Source organism: Streptomyces katrae, assembly GCF_000966975.1.
Classification (GTDB): domain Bacteria; phylum Actinomycetota; class Actinomycetes; order Streptomycetales; family Streptomycetaceae; genus Streptomyces; species Streptomyces katrae.
In genome coordinates, this window is sequence record NZ_JZWV01000083.1 from 12,400 (window position 1) to 28,750 (window position 16,351).

The 16,351-nt window shown below is 74.6% G+C and carries 10 protein-coding genes and 1 pseudogene; 6 read left to right on the forward strand and 5 right to left on the reverse strand.

Annotated elements, in window-relative coordinates; genetic code table 11:
- Nucleotides 1–59 precede the first annotated feature (59 nt).
- Together eccCa and VR44_RS04510 are read left to right on the forward strand one after the other, a co-directional pair.
- Nucleotides 60–4,021 (forward strand): annotated as a pseudogene (gene eccCa, locus VR44_RS04505) (type VII secretion protein EccCa).
- A gap of 133 nt (nucleotides 4,022–4,154) precedes the next feature.
- Entirely contained in the window at nucleotides 4,155–4,388 is a 234-nt protein-coding gene (locus tag VR44_RS04510; protein WP_007266914.1) for a DUF397 domain-containing protein, read from the forward strand.
- Between the two features lie 85 nt (nucleotides 4,389–4,473).
- On the opposite strand, the gene VR44_RS04515 is transcribed toward VR44_RS04510, so the two are convergent.
- From VR44_RS04515 to eccB, 4 genes are all read right to left on the reverse strand, one after another.
- Nucleotides 4,474–4,785, reverse strand: coding sequence for a WXG100 family type VII secretion target (locus VR44_RS04515; RefSeq protein WP_045946038.1), 312 nt, complete (start codon nucleotides 4,783–4,785; stop codon nucleotides 4,474–4,476).
- A gap of 36 nt (nucleotides 4,786–4,821) precedes the next feature.
- Nucleotides 4,822–5,142 (reverse strand): WXG100 family type VII secretion target, encoded by a 321-nt coding sequence (locus VR44_RS04520; protein WP_045946039.1) that lies wholly within the window; start codon nucleotides 5,140–5,142, stop codon nucleotides 4,822–4,824.
- Nucleotides 5,143–5,292: 150 nt separating this feature from the next.
- Complete coding sequence (mycP, locus tag VR44_RS04525; RefSeq protein ID WP_045946040.1) at nucleotides 5,293–6,510, reverse strand: type VII secretion-associated serine protease mycosin; 1,218 nt, start codon at nucleotides 6,508–6,510, stop codon at nucleotides 5,293–5,295.
- Nucleotides 6,511–6,525: 15 nt separating this feature from the next.
- The gene (eccB, locus tag VR44_RS04530; RefSeq protein WP_045946041.1) at nucleotides 6,526–8,106 is read right to left on the reverse strand and encodes a type VII secretion protein EccB; all 1,581 of its coding nucleotides are present in this window, start codon (nucleotides 8,104–8,106) and stop codon (nucleotides 6,526–6,528) included.
- 218 nt (nucleotides 8,107–8,324) lie between these two features.
- On the opposite strand from eccB, the gene eccE reads away from it, so the two are divergent.
- From eccE to VR44_RS46835, 4 genes are all read left to right on the forward strand, one after another.
- A complete protein-coding gene (gene eccE, locus VR44_RS04535) occupies nucleotides 8,325–9,623 on the forward strand; it encodes a type VII secretion protein EccE (protein WP_384753744.1) in 1,299 nt (432 codons plus the stop codon).
- Nucleotides 9,624–9,696: 73 nt separating this feature from the next.
- Nucleotides 9,697–10,395, forward strand: a complete 699-nt coding sequence (locus VR44_RS04540) for a hypothetical protein (RefSeq protein WP_342669295.1) — start codon at nucleotides 9,697–9,699, stop codon at nucleotides 10,393–10,395.
- Between the two features lie 261 nt (nucleotides 10,396–10,656).
- Nucleotides 10,657–10,929, forward strand: a complete 273-nt coding sequence (locus VR44_RS04545) for an SCO5717 family growth-regulating ATPase (RefSeq protein WP_045946042.1) — start codon at nucleotides 10,657–10,659, stop codon at nucleotides 10,927–10,929.
- Between the two features lie 97 nt (nucleotides 10,930–11,026).
- A complete protein-coding gene (locus VR44_RS46835) occupies nucleotides 11,027–13,393 on the forward strand; it encodes a MinD/ParA family ATP-binding protein (protein WP_425424484.1) in 2,367 nt (788 codons plus the stop codon).
- Between the two features lie 56 nt (nucleotides 13,394–13,449).
- On the opposite strand, the gene VR44_RS04555 is transcribed toward VR44_RS46835, so the two are convergent.
- A complete protein-coding gene (locus tag VR44_RS04555; RefSeq protein ID WP_094191425.1) occupies nucleotides 13,450–14,409 on the reverse strand; it encodes a bifunctional riboflavin kinase/FAD synthetase in 960 nt (319 codons plus the stop codon).
- Between the last annotated feature and the right edge of the window lie 1,942 nt (nucleotides 14,410–16,351).

Consider the following 16,351-nt stretch of genomic DNA (forward strand, 5'->3'; position numbering starts at 1 on the left):
CGGGGAGTTGGGGGCGGCGGTCGCGGCGTCCCGTCCGCTTTCGAGGGATTGATGCTCCGGTGAGCCAGATCGTCGTCAAGCGCCCGCCCCGGTCGCTGCCACCCGAAGTGCCTTCCGAGGAGCTGAGGCTGGAGGCTCCGCCGGAGCTGCCGCGGGGGCAGCAGGAGGGCATGCTGATGCAGCTCCTGCCGATGCTGGGCATGGGTTCCTCGGTGGTGTTCTTCTTCATGCCGGGCGCGGCGCCGTTCATGCGGATCATGGGCGTGCTGATGCTGGTGTCCACGGTGGGCATGGTCATAGCCCAGCTGGTGCGCCACCGGCGCGGTACGCAGGGGCAAATGGCCGATGTGCGGCGGGACTACCTCAAGTACCTGGCGCAGACGCGCCGTCAGGTGCGCAGGACTGCGCGGGCGCAGCGTGACGCGCAGCTGTACCTGCACCCGGCTCCCGAGCAGCTGTGGTCGGTGGTCGCGGAGGGTTCGCGGCTGTGGGAACGGCGGGTCGGCGACGCGGACTTCGGGCAGGCCCGGCTGGGGCTGGGCGCGCAGGCGCTGGCGACGCCGCTGGTGGCTCCGGACACGGCGCCGGTGGACGAGCTGGAGCCGCTGACGGCGGGGGCGATGCAGCGCTTCCTGAAGGTGCACTCCTCGCTGGACGGGCTGCCGGTGGCGGTGTCGGTGCGGGCGTTCTACCACGTGACGGTGTCCGGGGAGGCGGAGTCGGCGCGCGGGGCGGCGCGGGCGATGGTGGCGCAGCTGGCGACGCTGCACTCCCCCGAGGACCTGGTGGTCGGCGTGGTGGCGGCGCCGGGGGCGGTGCCGGCGTGGGACTGGGTGAAGTGGCTGCCGCACACGCAGGTGCCGGGGCAGGTGGACGGGGCCGGCACGAAGCGGCTGTTCAGCGATGACCTGGGCGAGCTGGAGGGACTGCTGGGGTCCCGGCTGGAGGGGCGGCCGCGGTTCAGCCGGGACGTGTCGCCGGTGCTGGACCAGCCGCACCTGGTGGTGGTCCTGGACGGCGGGCTCGTGCCGCCGGACTCGGTGTTCGCGGCGGCCGAGGGGCTGCAGGGGGTGACCGTCGTCGAGGTGGTCGCGGGCGAGCTGGACGAGCCGCGCGGCGGGCTGTCGGTCGTGGTGCGGCCGGGCCGGCTGCGGCTGGAGTCGGGCGCGGGGGTCGCGTACGAGGGGGTGCCGGACACCCTGTCGCTGCCGGCGGCGGAGGCGCTGGCCCGGCAGCTGGCACCGCTGCGCACGGGCGGCGGGGACGACGACGAGCCGCTGCTGGCGAACCTGGACTTCACGGATCTGCTGAACCTGGGCGACGCGGCCTCGGTCGACGTGTCCCGTACCTGGCGGCCGCGGTCGGCCGGTGAGCGGCTGCGGGTGCCGATCGGTGTGGGCGAGGACGGCGCGCCGGTGATGCTGGACCTGAAGGAGGCCGCGCAGGAGGGCATGGGCCCGCACGGGCTGTGCGTGGGCGCGACCGGTTCGGGCAAGTCGGAGCTGCTGCGGACGCTGGTGCTGGGGCTGGCGGTGACCCACACGTCGGAGACGCTGAACTTCGTCCTCGCGGACTTCAAGGGCGGTGCCACCTTCACGGGCATGGGGCAGATGCCGCACGTCGCGGCGGTGATCACCAACCTGGCGGACGACCTGACGCTGGTCGACCGGATGGGCGACTCGATCCGCGGGGAGCTCCAGCGCCGGCAGGAGCTGCTGCGCGCGGCGGGCAACTACGCGAACATCCACGACTACGAGAAGGCGCGCGCGGCGGGTGCGGCGCTGGAGCCGCTGGCCTCGCTGGTCCTGGTGATCGACGAGTTCAGCGAGCTGCTGACGGCGAAGCCCGACTTCATCGACATGTTCATCCAGATCGGCCGGATCGGCCGTTCGCTGGGCGTGCACCTGCTGCTGGCCTCGCAGCGGCTGGAGGAGGGCAAGCTGCGCGGTCTGGACACGTACCTGTCGTACCGGATCGGTCTGCGGACCTTCTCGGCGGCGGAGTCGCGGACGGCGATCGGCGTGCCGGACGCGTACCACCTGCCGTCGGTGCCCGGTTCGGGCTATCTGAAGTTCGGTACGGACGAGATGACGCGGTTCAAGGCGGCGTACGTCTCGGGCGTCTACCGCTCGGGCGGCCGGGAGCTGTCGGTGGGGCCGTTCCCGGTGGAGCGGCGGCCGGTGCTGTTCACGGCGGCTCCGGTGCCGGTGTGCCGGTGGTGTACGCGGCCCCGGACCCGGCGTACCTGGCGGCGCAGCCGGAGCGGGAGGACGACGCGCTCGCGGACACGGTCCTCGACGTGATCGTGGGGCGGCTGGAGGGGCAGGGGGTGCCGGCGCACCAGGTGTGGCTGCCGCCGCTGGACCGGGCTCCGTCGCTGGACCAGCTGCTGCCGGCGCTGGCTCCGTCGGCGGAGCGCGGGCTGCACGCGGAGGGCTACACGCGGCCGGGCGGGCTGGTGGTGCCGCTCGGGCTGATCGACAAGCCCTTCGAGCAGCGGCGCGAGGTGCTCTACCGGGACTTCTCGGGGGCGGCGGGCCACATGCTGGTGGTCGGCGGCCCGCAGTCGGGCAAGTCGACGCTGATGCGGACGCTGATCTCGGCGTTCGCGCTCACGCACACCCCGCGCGAGGTGCAGTTCTACGGGCTGGACTTCGGCGGTGGCGGTATGTCGGCGGTGGCGGAGCTGCCGCACGTGGGCGGGATCGCCTCGCGGCTGGACCCGGAGCGGGTGCGGCGTACGGTCGCGGAGGTGGCGGGGATCCTGGACCGCCGGGAGGAGTTCTTCCGGGCGAACGGCATCGACTCCATCGCCACCTACCGGCGCAGGCGGGCCGCGGGCGAGCTGCCGGGCGAGGCGTGGGGGGACGTGTTCCTGATCGTCGACGGCTGGGGCGGTTTCCGCGGCGAGTACGAGGGCCTGGATCAGGTGGTCACGGACGTGGCCTCGCGCGGTCTGGGCTACGGGGTCCACGTGGTGGTGACCGCGGCCCGGTACATGGAGGTGCGGGCCGCGCTGAAGGACCAGATCCTGGGGCGGCTCGAACTGCGGCTCGGTGACGTCATGGACTCCGAGTTCGACCGCAGGGTGGCGGCGAACGTGCCGACGGGGATGCCGGGGCGCGGGCAGGTCCCGGAGAAGCTGCACTTCCTGGGCGCGTTGCCGCGCGTCGACGGTTCGCACGAGGCGGAGAGCGTCTCGGAGGGCACGGCGGAGTTCGTGGCGGCGGTCCGGGCGGGCTGGACGGGTCCGTCGGCTCCGGGCGTACGGCTGCTGCCGCGGCTGCTGCACGCCGACCAGCTGCCCAAGGGCGGGGAGTTCCCGGAGCGCGGGATCGCGATCGGCATCGACGAGACGGCGCTGGAGCCGGTGTTCGTCGACTTCGAGTCGGACCCCTTCTTCCTGGTGTTCGGCGAGAGCGAGTCCGGCAAGACGAACCTGCTGCGGCTGATCGCGCGGCAGATCGCCGAACGGTATACCCCGGAGCAGGCGAAACTGGTGGTCGGGGACTACCGGCGCGGGCTGCTGGGGGCGCTGCCGGAGGAGCACCTGCTGGAGTACGCGCCGATGGCGAATTCCCTGCAGACGCACATGGAGGCGCTGGCCGGGGTGTTCTCGCGCCGCCAGCCGCCCACCGACGTCACCCCGCAGCAGCTGCGGGACCGCAGCTGGTGGACCGGCCCGAACGTGTTCATCGTGATCGACGACTACGACCTGGTGGCCACGAGCCAGGGCAATCCGCTGGCGCCGCTGGTGGAGTTCCTGCCGTTCGCCCGCGACACCGGGGTCCGGTTCATCATCGCGCGGAGTTCGGCGGGGGCCTCGCGGGCCATGTACGAGCCGTTCATGCAGCGGATCAAGGAGCTGGGGGCGCAGGGCGTGGTGCTGTCGGGCGATCCGTCCGAGGGCGACCTGCTCGGCTCGGCCCGGCCCCGGCCGATGCCTCCGGGCCGCGGCCACTACGTCTCGCGCCGGCGCGGGACCTCGCTGGTGCAGCTGGGGCGGATGCCGGGGCTGTAGGCCCGCGCGTCCGGGGCGTGGCCGGAGCCCGGGGTTTCGTTTACGGCGGAAACGGCCCCGGGCGGCGGGCGCTCGCAGATAATCGGCTGCGAAGACCCAGCAGGACCGCACGACCGACGGGAAGGGCCGCATCATGGGCACGCAGCAGGAGAAGGACGAGCTGTACGCGCTCGACATCAGCGACGTCGAGTGGCAGGGCCCGCCCGGGACCAGCCCGGACGAGGAGCGGGTCGAGATCGCGAAGCTGCCCGAGGGCGCGGTGGCGATGCGGTCGTCCCTGGACCGTGACACGGTGCTGCGCTACACGGCGGCCGAGTGGGAGGCGTTCGTGCTCGGGGCCCGCGACGGGGAGTTCGACCTCACCTGAGGGCTGCCGGAGCCGTGCGAAGAGGGGGCGCGCCCGGTGCGGGCGCGCCCCCTCTTCGTATGCCGTGTGTGGTGAGCCGTGGGGCTCAGAAGGCCTCGGTGAACAGCTGGGAGGCCTTCACGTCGGTGGCACGGTAGGCGCCCTTGCCGTGCTCGATGAGGCGGGCGGCCTCCTCGAGCTTCTTCTGCATGTGGTCGGCGCGTGCGTGGTACTTCTTCTGCAGGTCCAGGTACTGGGTGTGCGCCTCACCGTCCCAGGTGTCGGTGACGACCTTCACGGCCGACTCCATCTCCTCCAGGTCCTTGAGGATGTTCCTGGAGACCACGCGGATGCGGTCCGCCATCTGCTGGACGCTCTCGTACCGTACCCGGGTGTGGCCGTCGTTGTTGCCGGACATGCTCTTCTCCTTCGGCTGGCGTGCGGGGCGGACGGCTCAGAGGCTGTCGAGGCCCGACTTCTGGAACTGGGTGAACACCTGGTGCACTTCCTCGTCCTGTGCGTTGGTGAGGTTCTTGGTCTCCGACACGGCGTGGTGCAGCACGCGGAGCAGGCGGCGGATCGCGTCGTGGTCCTCGTTCAGCTGCGCCTGGGCCGTTTTGAACCCATCGGCTCCGACACCGGTCCAGCCCGCGGCCGCGGTGGCCAGGATGTCGGCCAGCTCGCGCGCCTGGCGGGACACCGCGTCGCCCGTCTCGGAGATCTTGTTGGCCGCCTTGACGACCGGATCGTCGGCAAGTCCGAAATTGGTAGTCATCCGAAGCTCCTCACTTCTCAATTCCCCGGCCGAAGCGGGGGATCGCGCGGCGGAGCGGATCGTCCGGGCGCGGATTCGAGCCGCGCACAACGGAGTTCCCCCTCTGCCTCACGCCCTCCCCCGATCACAGTCGTGAAGCCTGCGGCCACTCTAGTCAGTTCGACCGACACGCCCAACACGGCGGCGGGCCTCGCGCACGACGGTGGCGGTCACGGCGATGACCGCGATGAGCAGCCCGGTGATGCCCAGGGCGTACGTGCCGATCCGCTCGTCGCGTTCCTGGGCGGTCTCGGTGAGCGGGAGCGGCACGGCCTGCGGCGCGGCCGCCGGGGGCGGGCCCGGGTCCGGGACGGGGGGCCTGGGCGGCTCGCGGTCCTGGGTGAGCGCACGTACGGGGTCCACGACGCCCCAGCCCACGTAGTCGTCCCGGCCCTTCACGGAGCGCTCGGCGGTGTTCTGGATCTGCCAGACCACCTGCTGCACGCTCCAGTCCGGATGCTTGGCGCGCAGCAGGGCGGCGACGCCGGCGACGTAGGGGGCGGAGAAGCTGGTGCCGTTGTCGATGCACTGTCCGAAGCCCGGGACGGTGGAGACCATGTCGACTCCGGGGGCGGCGATGCCGATGAAGTCGCCGGGCTGGGAGAACGCGGCCCGCTCGTTGTTGCGGTCGGAGGAGGCGACGGCGAGGACTCCGGGGAAGGCCGCCGGGTAGGTCCTGCGCTTCTCCCCGCTCAGCCCGTCGTTGCCGGCCGAGGCGATGACCACGGCCTTGGCGTCCAGGGCCCGCTGGACGGCTTTGGCGAGCTCGGAGTCGGCGGTCAGGGGGGCGTCGGTGTCCTGGGAGATGTTGATCACCTGGGCGCCCTTGGCCACGGCGTGGTCGATGGCCTGGGCGAGGGTGGCCGCGTTGCCGTTGCCCTGTCCGTCGTTCTGCCGGATGGGGATGACGGTGGCCTCGGGGGCCAGGCCGACGAAGCCGGTGCCCTGCTGGGGGCGGGCCGCGATCAGTCCGGCGACCTTGGTGCCGTGGCCGACGGTGTCGGTGGTGCCGTCACCGCCCTTGGGGTCGAGGAAGTCCCGGCCCGCGCCGGCGTCGAGGGCGCCGGCCAGCTGGGGGTTGGCGCGGTCGACGCCGGTGTCGATGACCGCGACGCGGACGCCCTTGCCCCTGGTCTGCGCCCACAGGGCGTCGAAGGTGAGGCGTTGCAGGGCCCAGGGGCGGTCGGCGATCTGCTTCTTCATGGGGAAGGTGCACTCGCCCGCGCCGGCCGGCCCCAGGGCGGGGGCGGCCTGCGCGGTGGGTGCGGCCAGGAGGGCGAGGGCGAGCGCGGCCAGGGGCAGGGCGGCGGCACGGGAGGGCTGGGGCACGGCCGGTCTCCTCACTCAGGAACCCTGGGGCTGGCGGGCGGAGTTGGTGTCCAGGCGGGGCCCCTTGGAGAGGAACTCCGACCAGGCGATGGGCACCGGGGCCGGGACGATCCCGCCGTAGCCGAGCCGGACCTGGGCCTGGCTGGGTTCGGGCCGGCCGTCGCCGGCCGCGCCCGGGGCCTGCGGGTCGGGGGCCCCGATCTTCGACTGCTCGGCGTCGCTGTCGCCGTTGGCCTGCACGGCGTAGCGCAGACCGGTGTCGGTGACCAGGAACAGGGCGCCGCCCGCGTTGGCCTGGCGGCCCTGGACCTGGGTGTAGAGCAGTCCGGTGCCGGGGGTGACGTACGCGCTGGAGCCGCTGGCGGAGATGTCGACGGGGAAACCGGTCCCGGCCCAGGTGCTCAGCGTCTGCCTGCCCTGGGAGTCGACGGAACGCAGCACGTTGCAGACGGTGTCGCGCTGTTCGCCGGACGGCGCCGAGCCGGGGGCGGCGGCGACCCGGTTGACCTGGGCGGTGCGCTTGCGGGGCCAGCGGAGGTCGTCCTTGAACGCGGTGGCGTCGGGGTTCAGGGACTGGAGGTCGACCTCGCGGGCCTTGCCGTGCATGTTGAGGCCGTCGGTGGCGGGGGCGGAGATCAGCAGCCAGGCGACGAACTCCGAGACCGGGGCGACCCGGTCGGGCAGGACGACGTAGGGCTGGGTGCCCGAGCCGGTCTGGGCCGTCACCACCATGCCGACCCGGTTCTCGGCGCTGCCCAGCCCCGGGACGGAGGCGGGGGCGCCGGGGGTGCCGGGCAGCTGGGGGAAGCCGAGGTCGTCGCCGGAGTTGAGGGTGGCCAGCCACTCCTCGGTGACCGGCTGGGGGGTGGCCCCGGTGCCGACGAGGGCCGTGGTCAGGGTTCCGGAGTCGGGCCGGCCTTCGGGGAACTTGTACTTCGTGCCCGCCGAGTCGACCAGGAAGCGCTCCTTGGCGCCGCCGGTGCTCTGCACGTACAGCACCTGGGTGTCGGTGGTGCGGTGCGCGTCGTCCATGAGGCCCGCCTCGCGGTCGGCGAGGACGAACACGGCCGTCTGCACGCCGCGGTTATTCCCGCCGGGCTGCTGGCAGACCGCCCAGCGCTTGGCCTTCGCGGCGTCCGCCTTCGCGGGGAGCCGGTCGGGGGCGTAGGGGATGCCGATGATGGGGCCGCGCGGGGGCTTTCCGGCGTCGAGGAGCTTGTCGTCGACCTGGACGACCTTGGACTTCTGCGGGTCGAGGAGGAGCCGGGCGGAGGCCAGGTTCAGGACGGGGTGGAGCCGGGTCTGGTCCTTGCCGTTGATCTTGGTGGTGAGGACCACGTACCGGGTCGTCGACTGCTTGCCGACGATGACCATGGCTCCGGGCTCGTCCCAGCCCTTGGGCGCCTGCGGTTTGAACATGCCCCAGGCGCCGAAGCCGGCCACCAGGAGCGCGCCGACGACCACGCCGGGCAGCACGGTGCGCAGCGGCCGGGGCGCGCCCTCCTCGGTTCCGGTGGCGGAAGGCTGGAGGAACGCGGCCACCGTGCGCCGCTTCGCAAAGGTGTACGCGTTGAGCTCGTCGCGCCGTGACGCCATGACCGCCTGTTCCTCCCCGCACGGCCCGGTCGGTGGGGCCGCTCCCCGGGCCCTGGTTGTCGGACCGGGGACCTACTATGCCTGTTGACGGAGGATCGGCTGGTGTCGGGTGGGGCGATCGGTGGGGGGATTCCGTTGTCGGGCGGCCGAGGCCGTACGGTGACCGGACTTCTTTGTTCCGCCCATGGGTTCGATCCGCCCTTGGGCTTGATCCGCCCATGAGTTGGGGAGGTGCGTCAGTGGGGGCCACCGCGACGGCGCCACAGGCGGCCGAGGCAGCGACGACCGGACGCGGCGGGGTGACACCGCATCCGAGGCCCAGTCCGGGCCGCTTCGGGCCGTTCCGACTGCAACAGTTCGTGCTCCTGCAGCTCGCCGCCGCCGCGCTGCTCGTGGCCTGGGTCGTGGAGCCCCTGCTGCTGGTGCCCGCCGGAGCGGGCGCGCTGGTGCTGGTGCTGCTCGCCCTGGTACGGCGCCACCAGCGCTCCCTGCCCGAGTGGATCGGCGGGGTGCTCGCACTGCGGGCCCGGCGGCGCAGGGCGGCGTCCGCCACCGTGCCCGCGGGCACCGAGCCGGGGCTGGCGCCGCTGGTCGAGGCCGATCCGGCGCTGCGGACGACGGCCTTCGGGGGCCGGGACCGGCGGCCGGTGGGACTGGTCGGCGACGGGACGTTCCTGACGGCGGTGGTGCAGGTCGACATGGACGCCACCGCGCTGCGGCCGGAACGGACGGCGCGGCCGCTGCCGCTGTCCGCGGTCCGGGACGTCCTGGAGGTGGACGGGATCCGGCTGGAGTCGGCACAGCTGGTGCAGCACACGCAGCCGGCCCCCGCCCCGCACCTGCCGGCGCAGTCGATGGCGGCCCGCAACTACGCCCCGCTCCAGGCCCGGACGGGTACTCCGGCGGTGCGGCTGACGTGGATCGCCCTCAAGCTCGACCCAGAGCTGTGCCCCGAGGCCGTCGCCGCGCGCGGCGGAGGGCTCGTGGGGGCCCAGCGGTGCGTGGTGCGGGCTGCGGACCAGCTGGTGAGCCGGCTGACCGGGGCGGGGTTCCGGGCCACGGTGCTGACGGAACAGGAGCTGACCGGCGCGCTGGCGACCTCGTCGTGCGCGAACCCGATGGCGATCACGCAGGCGGGGCGGTCGGGGAGCACCGGACGGCGTACGGAGGAGACCCCGCGCACCTGGCGCTGCGACGACCGGCGGCACACGACCTACTGGATAGCCCGCTGGCCGCAGCTGGGCGGGGCCGGGGCGGCGCTGCCGCAGTTCGCGGCGCTGCTGACGTCGCTGCCCGCGCTGGCCACGAACTTCAGCCTGACGATGGCCCCGGCCGGGCGTCAGGGCGTGACGCTGACGGGACACGTCCGGGTGACGGGTCGCAGCGACGAGGAGCTGGTGGCGGCCCGCCGGGAGCTGGAGCGGACGGCCCGGGGGGTTCGCACCGGTCTGGTGCGGCTGGACCGTGAGCAGGTCCCCGGGCTGCTGGCGTCGCTGCCGTTGGGTGGGGCTCGGTGAGGGGTTCGGGGATGGGTGCGGGGATGGGGATGGGTGCGGGGATGGGTGCGGGGCTGTGAGGGGCACGGGTGTGGTGAGGGGCGGGTTCGGGCTGATCGGGCCGCGCCGGGAGCGGCACGTGGTGCCGGCGGCGGATCTGGACGCGCTGGCGGTGCCCGTCGGGGACGACGGGGTCGTCATCGGCGTGGACGCCGAGGGGCGGCCGGCGGTGCTGGGCGTGAACCGGCCCACCCCCTACGAGGTGACGCTGATCGGCGGCCTGTGGACGGCCCAGGTGATGGCGCTGCGCACCGCCGCCACGGGGGCCCGGGTCGCGGTGGAGACGGGGCGCCCGCAGGTGTGGAACGAGCTGGCCCGGGCGGCCGGTGGCGGGCAGCAGTGCGTGACCCTGCACGAGGTGGGCCGGGTGCCGCCGCAGGGCGCGTCGGCGGGCAGTCCGGTGCTGGTGGTCCGGGACTGCGGGATGCGGCCGCCGCGGGGGCGGGTGGTGGCGGGGCCGTGGCAGTCGGTGCTGACGCTGCTGCCGTACCTGAGCCCGACGGCGCCCCGGCTGCTGCGGAACTCCGCGCTGGTGGGGGTGCAGCGGGTGTCCCCGGACGAGGCGGAGCAGGTGGGCGCGCTGATGCGGCTGCCGAGGGGGGCGGTGGACTCGCTGCCGACGCTGGGGGACGGGGTGACGCTGTGGTGCACGCAGCGGGACCGGAAGTTCGTCATGACGCAGGCGACGGAGACGGAGACCGGGCTCCTGGGGGCGGCGCGGCGGATCGACTGAGGCGGATCGGCTGAGGCGGGGGCTGGGCCGGGCGGCGTTCCGGCGGATGTGTGGGTGTGGTGCGGATGCGGTGGCGTCGCTTCGGCGGGAGGGTGGCCGCCCGGCGGGCGGTGATGGTTGCTCAGGGCCCGGGGGGCCTGTAGGCAGGACGTGTGGGGGCGCGACCTCCGGGGCTTTCGAGCACGGAGCGCGATTAGGCTGAGCGCGGGCGCGGCGTCTTAGGTGGGCGCCTGACCGGTGTTCAACAGACCAGGAGGATCAGTGAGCGGCGATCGGAACGAGAGGCGCGGCGGGACGTGGGATGTCCCGACGGACGATCAGTCCGACGCGGAGCCCGATGTGACGGGCGAGTTCACCATCGACTACACCCCGCCGGCCTGGTACACGCAGAGCCCGCCGCCCGCGCCCGCTGCGGGGGTGCCGGGGCTGCCGGAGGGCAGTGGCTTCGAGCCCCACCGGCAGGCGGACGCACCGGCAGGCGGACGTGGTCTCGCCCTCGACGATGCGGATCGCCGCGCCGGGGCCGCGCGGTGATGCCGGTGCCCAGGCTGCGGCCTTCCCGGGCGCCGCGCATCCGGGGGGTTCCGGTCCCGAGTCCGCTGCCGCGCCTTCGGGTGCGGTTCCCGGGGGTGTGGGTGCGGAGTCCGCCGGCGTGCCCTCAGGGGCGGCGCCCGGGGGTGCCGCGTCCGCCGGTGCGCCTTCCGGGGCCTCTGCCGGGGCCCCGGCCGTGCCTGCGCAGCCGGAGGGGGCCGCGCCCTTCGCCGTGCCCACCGTGCCGCCGCTGTCCGTACCGGCCGGTCCCGTGTTCCCGGCGGCTGCCGACGCGGGTGCGCCCGGCGGGCAGCAGCCTGGTGTGAGCGCCCCTGCCGACGCCGCTGCCGTCCCCGCCCCGCAGGCCGGGGCACCGTTCCCGGGCGGGCAGTTGCCTGCGGATGCGGGCCAGGGGGCCTTGGGCGGGCAGCAGCCCGCCGGCGCGCCGGAGGGTGTCCCGGCTGCCCCCGGCCTTCCGGCCGAGGGGGTTCCGGGCTTCCCGGGCGTCCAGCCGCCGGTGGGTGGGAGCGGCCCCGGAGTCCCCGCACCGGCCGATGCGGTTGCGGCCGCAGACGGTGGGCAGCCGGTTGCGGCTCCCGTCGTACCCGCTCAGGTTCCGTTCGGCGAGAGCACCCCGGCAGCGGGCGCCGGTCTCCCCGCCCCTGCGGCCTCGGGTGCGCCCGCTGCGCCGGGTGAGGACGTGCCGGGGGCGTCGGCGGCACCCGCCGATGCCGTGCCCGGGGGCCCGGGCGCCCAGCCGGGGGTCCCGGCAGCGGCCGGGGATTCGGGTCCGGTCGCGGGTGGCCTGCCGGGGGCACCGGCAGCGCCCGTGGACGCGGGTCCGGGGGGCCCGGGTGGCCAGCCGGGGGCTGCCGTGGATTCGGTGCCGGGGTTCCCGGGCGCCCAGCCGGGGGCTGCCGCTGCGCCCGTGGACGCGGTGCCTGGGTTCCCTCCCGCCATGCCCGGTGGTGTGGGGCCGGCCGCGGACGGGGGGCGGACTGCTACTCCCGCCGAGGGTGTCGCCGTGCCGGGGCCGTACGGTGGTGCGCTGCCGCCGCTGCCGCCCGCTTTCGCCTCGGGCGCACCGCAGGCCGCACCGCAGGCCGCTCCGCAGGGCGCACCGCAGGGCGCGGCGCCGCAGGGGTACGGGTTCCCGCCGGAGGGCGCGCAGCAGGCCCAGGGGTACGGGGTCCCGCCGCAGTCCCAGGCTCCGCAGGGGTACGGGTTCCCGCCCGTGGCCCCGCAGCAGCAGGCTCAGCCGTACGGGGTGCCGCCGCAGCAGGCGCAGCCGGTGCCGCAGGGGCCGTACCAGCAGCAGCCTGCCGGGCAGGGGCCTGGTGCGCCGCTGGGCTACACCGCTGCCGTCGAGCTGTCCTCCGACCGCCTGATCCGTGCCAAGCAGAAGCCCAAGCCCACCCGGTCCGGCTTCCGCTTCGGCGGGAAGGCTGCCGAGGCCGACCGCCAGCGGAAGCTGGAACTCATCCGGACGCCGGTGATGTCCTGCTACCGGATCGCCGTGATCAGCCTGAAGGGCGGCGTCGGCAAGACCACGACGACCACCGCCCTCGGCGCCACCCTCGCCACCGAGCGCCAGGACAAGATCCTGGCCATCGACGCGAACCCCGACGCCGGAACCCTCGGCCGCCGCGTGCGCCGCGAGACCGGTGCGACGATCCGGGACCTGGTCCAGGCGATCCCGTACCTGCACTCGTACATGGACATCCGGCGGTTCACCTCGCAGGCGCCCTCCGGGCTGGAGATCATCGCCAACGACGTGGACCCGGCGGTCTCGACGACGTTCAACGACGAGGACTACCGCCGCGTCATAGAGACGCTCGGCCGCCAGTACCCGATCATCCTCACCGACTCGGGCACCGGCCTCCTGTACTCCGCCATGCGCGGGGTCCTGGACCTGGCCGATCAGCTGATCATCATTTCCACGCCCTCCGTGGACGGGGCGAGCAGCGCGAGCACCACGCTCGACTGGCTCTCCGCCCACGGTTACGCGGATCTCGTCTCACGCTCGATCACCGTCATCTCCGGGGTCCGCGAGACCGCCAAGATGATCAAGGTCGAGGACATCGTGCAGCACTTCGAGACCCGCTGCCGGGGCGTCGTCGTGGTGCCGTTCGACGAGCACCTCGCGGCCGGCGCCGAGGTGGACCTCGACCTGATGCGGCCCAAGACCCGGGAGGCCTACTTCAACCTCTCCGCCCTGGTCGCGGAGGACTTCGTACGGGCCCAGCAGCAGGGCGGGCAGGGGCAGTGGGGCGTCCCGCAGCAGCAGCCTCAGCAGTACGCCCAGCCCCAGCAGCCGCAGCCGCAGCCGCAGCCGCCGCAGGGGCCGTACCAGCAGCCGTACGGGCAGCAGCCCTACCCGCAGCCCGGGCAGCCCTGGCCGCAGACCCCGCCGGCTCCGGCTCCGCAGCAGCCGGGGCAGCCCCCGCGCGATCCGCGGCTCGGCTGAGAACGCAGGAGGGCCCCACCGTCCCGGGACGGTGGGGCCCTCCTGCGCAATACCCTCTAGCGGCGTGCGGCGTCGAAGGCGTCGGTGAGCGCCCGGGCCCGCTTCACGTCGTCGGCGATGGCCTCCAGCAGGCCGTCGAGCGACTCGAACTTCGCCATCCCGCGCACGTACGCGAGGAACTCCACCGACACCTGCTTGCCGTACAGGTCCAGCCCGAGGCGGTCGATCGCGTACGCCTCCACGGTCCGCTCGGTCGCGTCGAACTGCACGTTCGTACCGACCGAGATCGCCGCCGGCATCCGCTCGCCGTCCGCGGAGAGCCAGCCCGCGTACACCCCGTCGGCCGGGATCGCGGTGTGCGGGGCCGTCTCGACGTTGGCCGTCGGGTAGCCGAGCTCGCGTCCGCGCTGCGCACCGCGCACCACGACGCCTTCGACCCGGTGCGGGCGGCCCAGGATCTCGGCGGCGCCCTCCATGTCCCCCTCGGCGACGAGCTTGCGGGCCAGGGTGGAGGAGAACGGCACACCGCCGCCCGCCTCGCCGCGCTCGACCAGGTCGACGACCTCGACCTCGTAGTCGTACGTGGAGCCCAGCTCGCGCAGGAAGTCGACGTTTCCGGCGGCGCGGTGGCCGAAGCGGAAGTTCGGGCCCTCGATGACGGCGCGCGCGTGCAGCTTGTCGACCAGCACCTTGACGATGAAGTCGGCCGGGGACAGCTGGGAGAACTCCGCCGTGAAGGGCAGGATCAGCAGCGCGTCGACGCCGAGGCCGGCCATCAGTTCGGCGCGGCGGTCGTACGGGGCCAGGATCGGCGGGTGGCTGCCGGGGCGGACGACCTCGCTCGGGTGCGGGCTGAAGGTCACGACGACCGAGGGCACGCCCAGGGCGCGGGCCTTCGCCACGGCCCGTCCGATGATCAGCTGGTGTCCGCGGTGCACACCGTCGTAGGAGCCGATGGTGACGACGCTGCGTCCCCAGTCCTGGGGGATGTCCTCCAAGCCACGCCAGCGCTGCACTGTGACCGCTCCTCGCCCGAATCCTTGTAGTCCCTGTACCGGATTGCCGATTGCAGGTCTAAGACTGCCATGCCGGTGGCCCGGTCCCCGCATCGGAGTCCGGCAGTGCCGCGGCGCGGGCCGGCTCAGGTGACGTCCGGGGCGGACCTGCTGAGGGTCTCCACGGTACGGCGGGCGCCCGGCCCGAGCAGCGCCGCGGCCTCCGCCCCGGACTCGGCGAGCCAGCGGGCCACCAGTGCCCCGAAGACCGGGTCGGCCCGGACCAGCTCCACGGTGCGCTGCTCGAACACCTCGGGCCCGCCCGGGGTCCGCAGCAGCTGCCGGCCGGTGCGGCGGAGCAGCTCGCGGGTCCGGTCCTCGGAAGGCGCCGAGCACCTGCGGGTCGGGCTCCTCGCGCAGCAGGGTCTCGGCCAGGTCGGCCCGCAGCGCGGAGCCGGGTTCGGTGCCGGGAGCTGCCAGTACGCCGGCCAGCGCGGCCCGTACCGTCGGCGGGGCGGAGCGCAGCAGGCCCAGGACCAGCGGGCGGAGCACGGGTGCGGCGGCCGGGCCCTGTTCCAGGCGCCGGTCGACGAAGGCGGCGGCGTGCGGGGCGTCCTCGGGGTGCCGGACGAGGTGTTCCCGTACGAGGTCGCCGGCGCGGCGGGCCAGCGCCGGGGTGGTCAGCGCGGCCAGGGCGCGCAGCACCTCCCCGTCCGCGCGGGCGCGCAGGGCGTCGAACACGGCGTCCGGGTCGGGGAGTAGGTCGGGGAGTACGGGCAGCGCCGCGACGAGTGCGGAGGCGGGCAGGCGGGAGCCGCGGTCGGGGTCGCGGAAGCAGTCGAGGGCGTCGGTCAGGTGGCGGGCGCGGGCCTGCGGGTCGCGCAGCAGCATCCCGAGGGCGCTGCCGTGCAGGGGGAGGTCGCCGGGGCGGGCGAGGAGGGCCTCGGCGGCGTAGCGCAGCAGTTCCCGGTCGGCGGGGGTGCGGACGTGGGGGGCGGTGGCGAGTCCGTACGCGGCGGCGGCCACGCGCCGGCCGGGGCGGTCGTCGTGGGCCCAGCGGTCGACGGCGCGGGACAGGGCGGAGGGCTCGTCCTCGGCGAGGACGGCGAGCAGTTCGTCGGCGCGGGGGTGCGCGGCGTCGACGAGGGCCTCGGTGAGGTCGTCGAGGGCGAGGCCGCGGTGGGTGTGCAGGAGGGCCTGGGCGGCGGTGGCCACGGTGGCTCCCGGGCGGCCGCGCAGTCGGCGTTCATCGGTGAACCAGGCGCAGAGCAGGGGCAGGACGAGCTGCGGGGCGCGGGCGAGGCGGCGCCCGGCGGCCTCGAGGTAGCGGTGGTCGGAGGGCAGCAGGCGGCGCAGCAGGTCGAGCCGGTCGGACTCGGGCAGCCGGAGCCGGTTCCAGAACCAGCCGCCGAAGTCGTGCGACCCGGTCCGGGCGACGTGCTCGGCGAGGGCGTGCAGGACGGGCAGGTGGGGGGTGGCGTCGGGGGCGTGCAGCAGGGTGGCGCGCAGCAGCCGGGCGGCCCACCAGGCCCGGTCCGGGTGCACGTCGCCCGGCGGGGCCTCGGCGAAGGCGTTCAGGGCGTCGACCAGCCGGGCCAGCTCCTCCCCGGTCTCGGGGACGGGAAGCCTGCGCAGGGCTTCGAGCACGGGCCCGATCCGGTGCCGGGGCACGGGCGGGCCGGGGGCGGCGGGGCCGGAGTGGACGAGGGAGTCGAGGGCGGTGGGGACGTCGAGGTGGCAGGCCTGGAGCCAGTCGGAGAGCTCCTCGTGCGCGAAGCGGTAGCCGGGGCCGGCGGGGACGAGCAGGCCCTCGGTGAGGACGGCGGAGGCCCAGCCGGTGCGCCAGGGGAACAGCTCCTCGAAGGCGGCCCGGTCGAGCTGTCCCTGTCCGGGCCCGAGACACCGCCGCGCGGCCTCGTGCACCCGCCCGGCCACCCGCGCGGCGAGCCGCCGCACCCCGGGC

Coding starts and splice junctions, on each gene's coding strand:
- eccB (WP_045946041.1), bottom strand. CDS start 8,106: ATGGCGTCACGGCGCGACGAGCTCAACGCGTACACCTTTGCGAAGCGG.
- eccE (WP_384753744.1), top strand. CDS start 8,325: ATGAGTTGGGGAGGTGCGTCAGTGGGGGCCACCGCGACGGCGCCACAG.
- VR44_RS04515 (WP_045946038.1), bottom strand. CDS start 4,785: ATGTCCGGCAACAACGACGGCCACACCCGGGTACGGTACGAGAGCGTC.
- VR44_RS04520 (WP_045946039.1), bottom strand. CDS start 5,142: ATGACTACCAATTTCGGACTTGCCGACGATCCGGTCGTCAAGGCGGCC.
- VR44_RS04510 (WP_007266914.1), top strand. CDS start 4,155: ATGGGCACGCAGCAGGAGAAGGACGAGCTGTACGCGCTCGACATCAGC.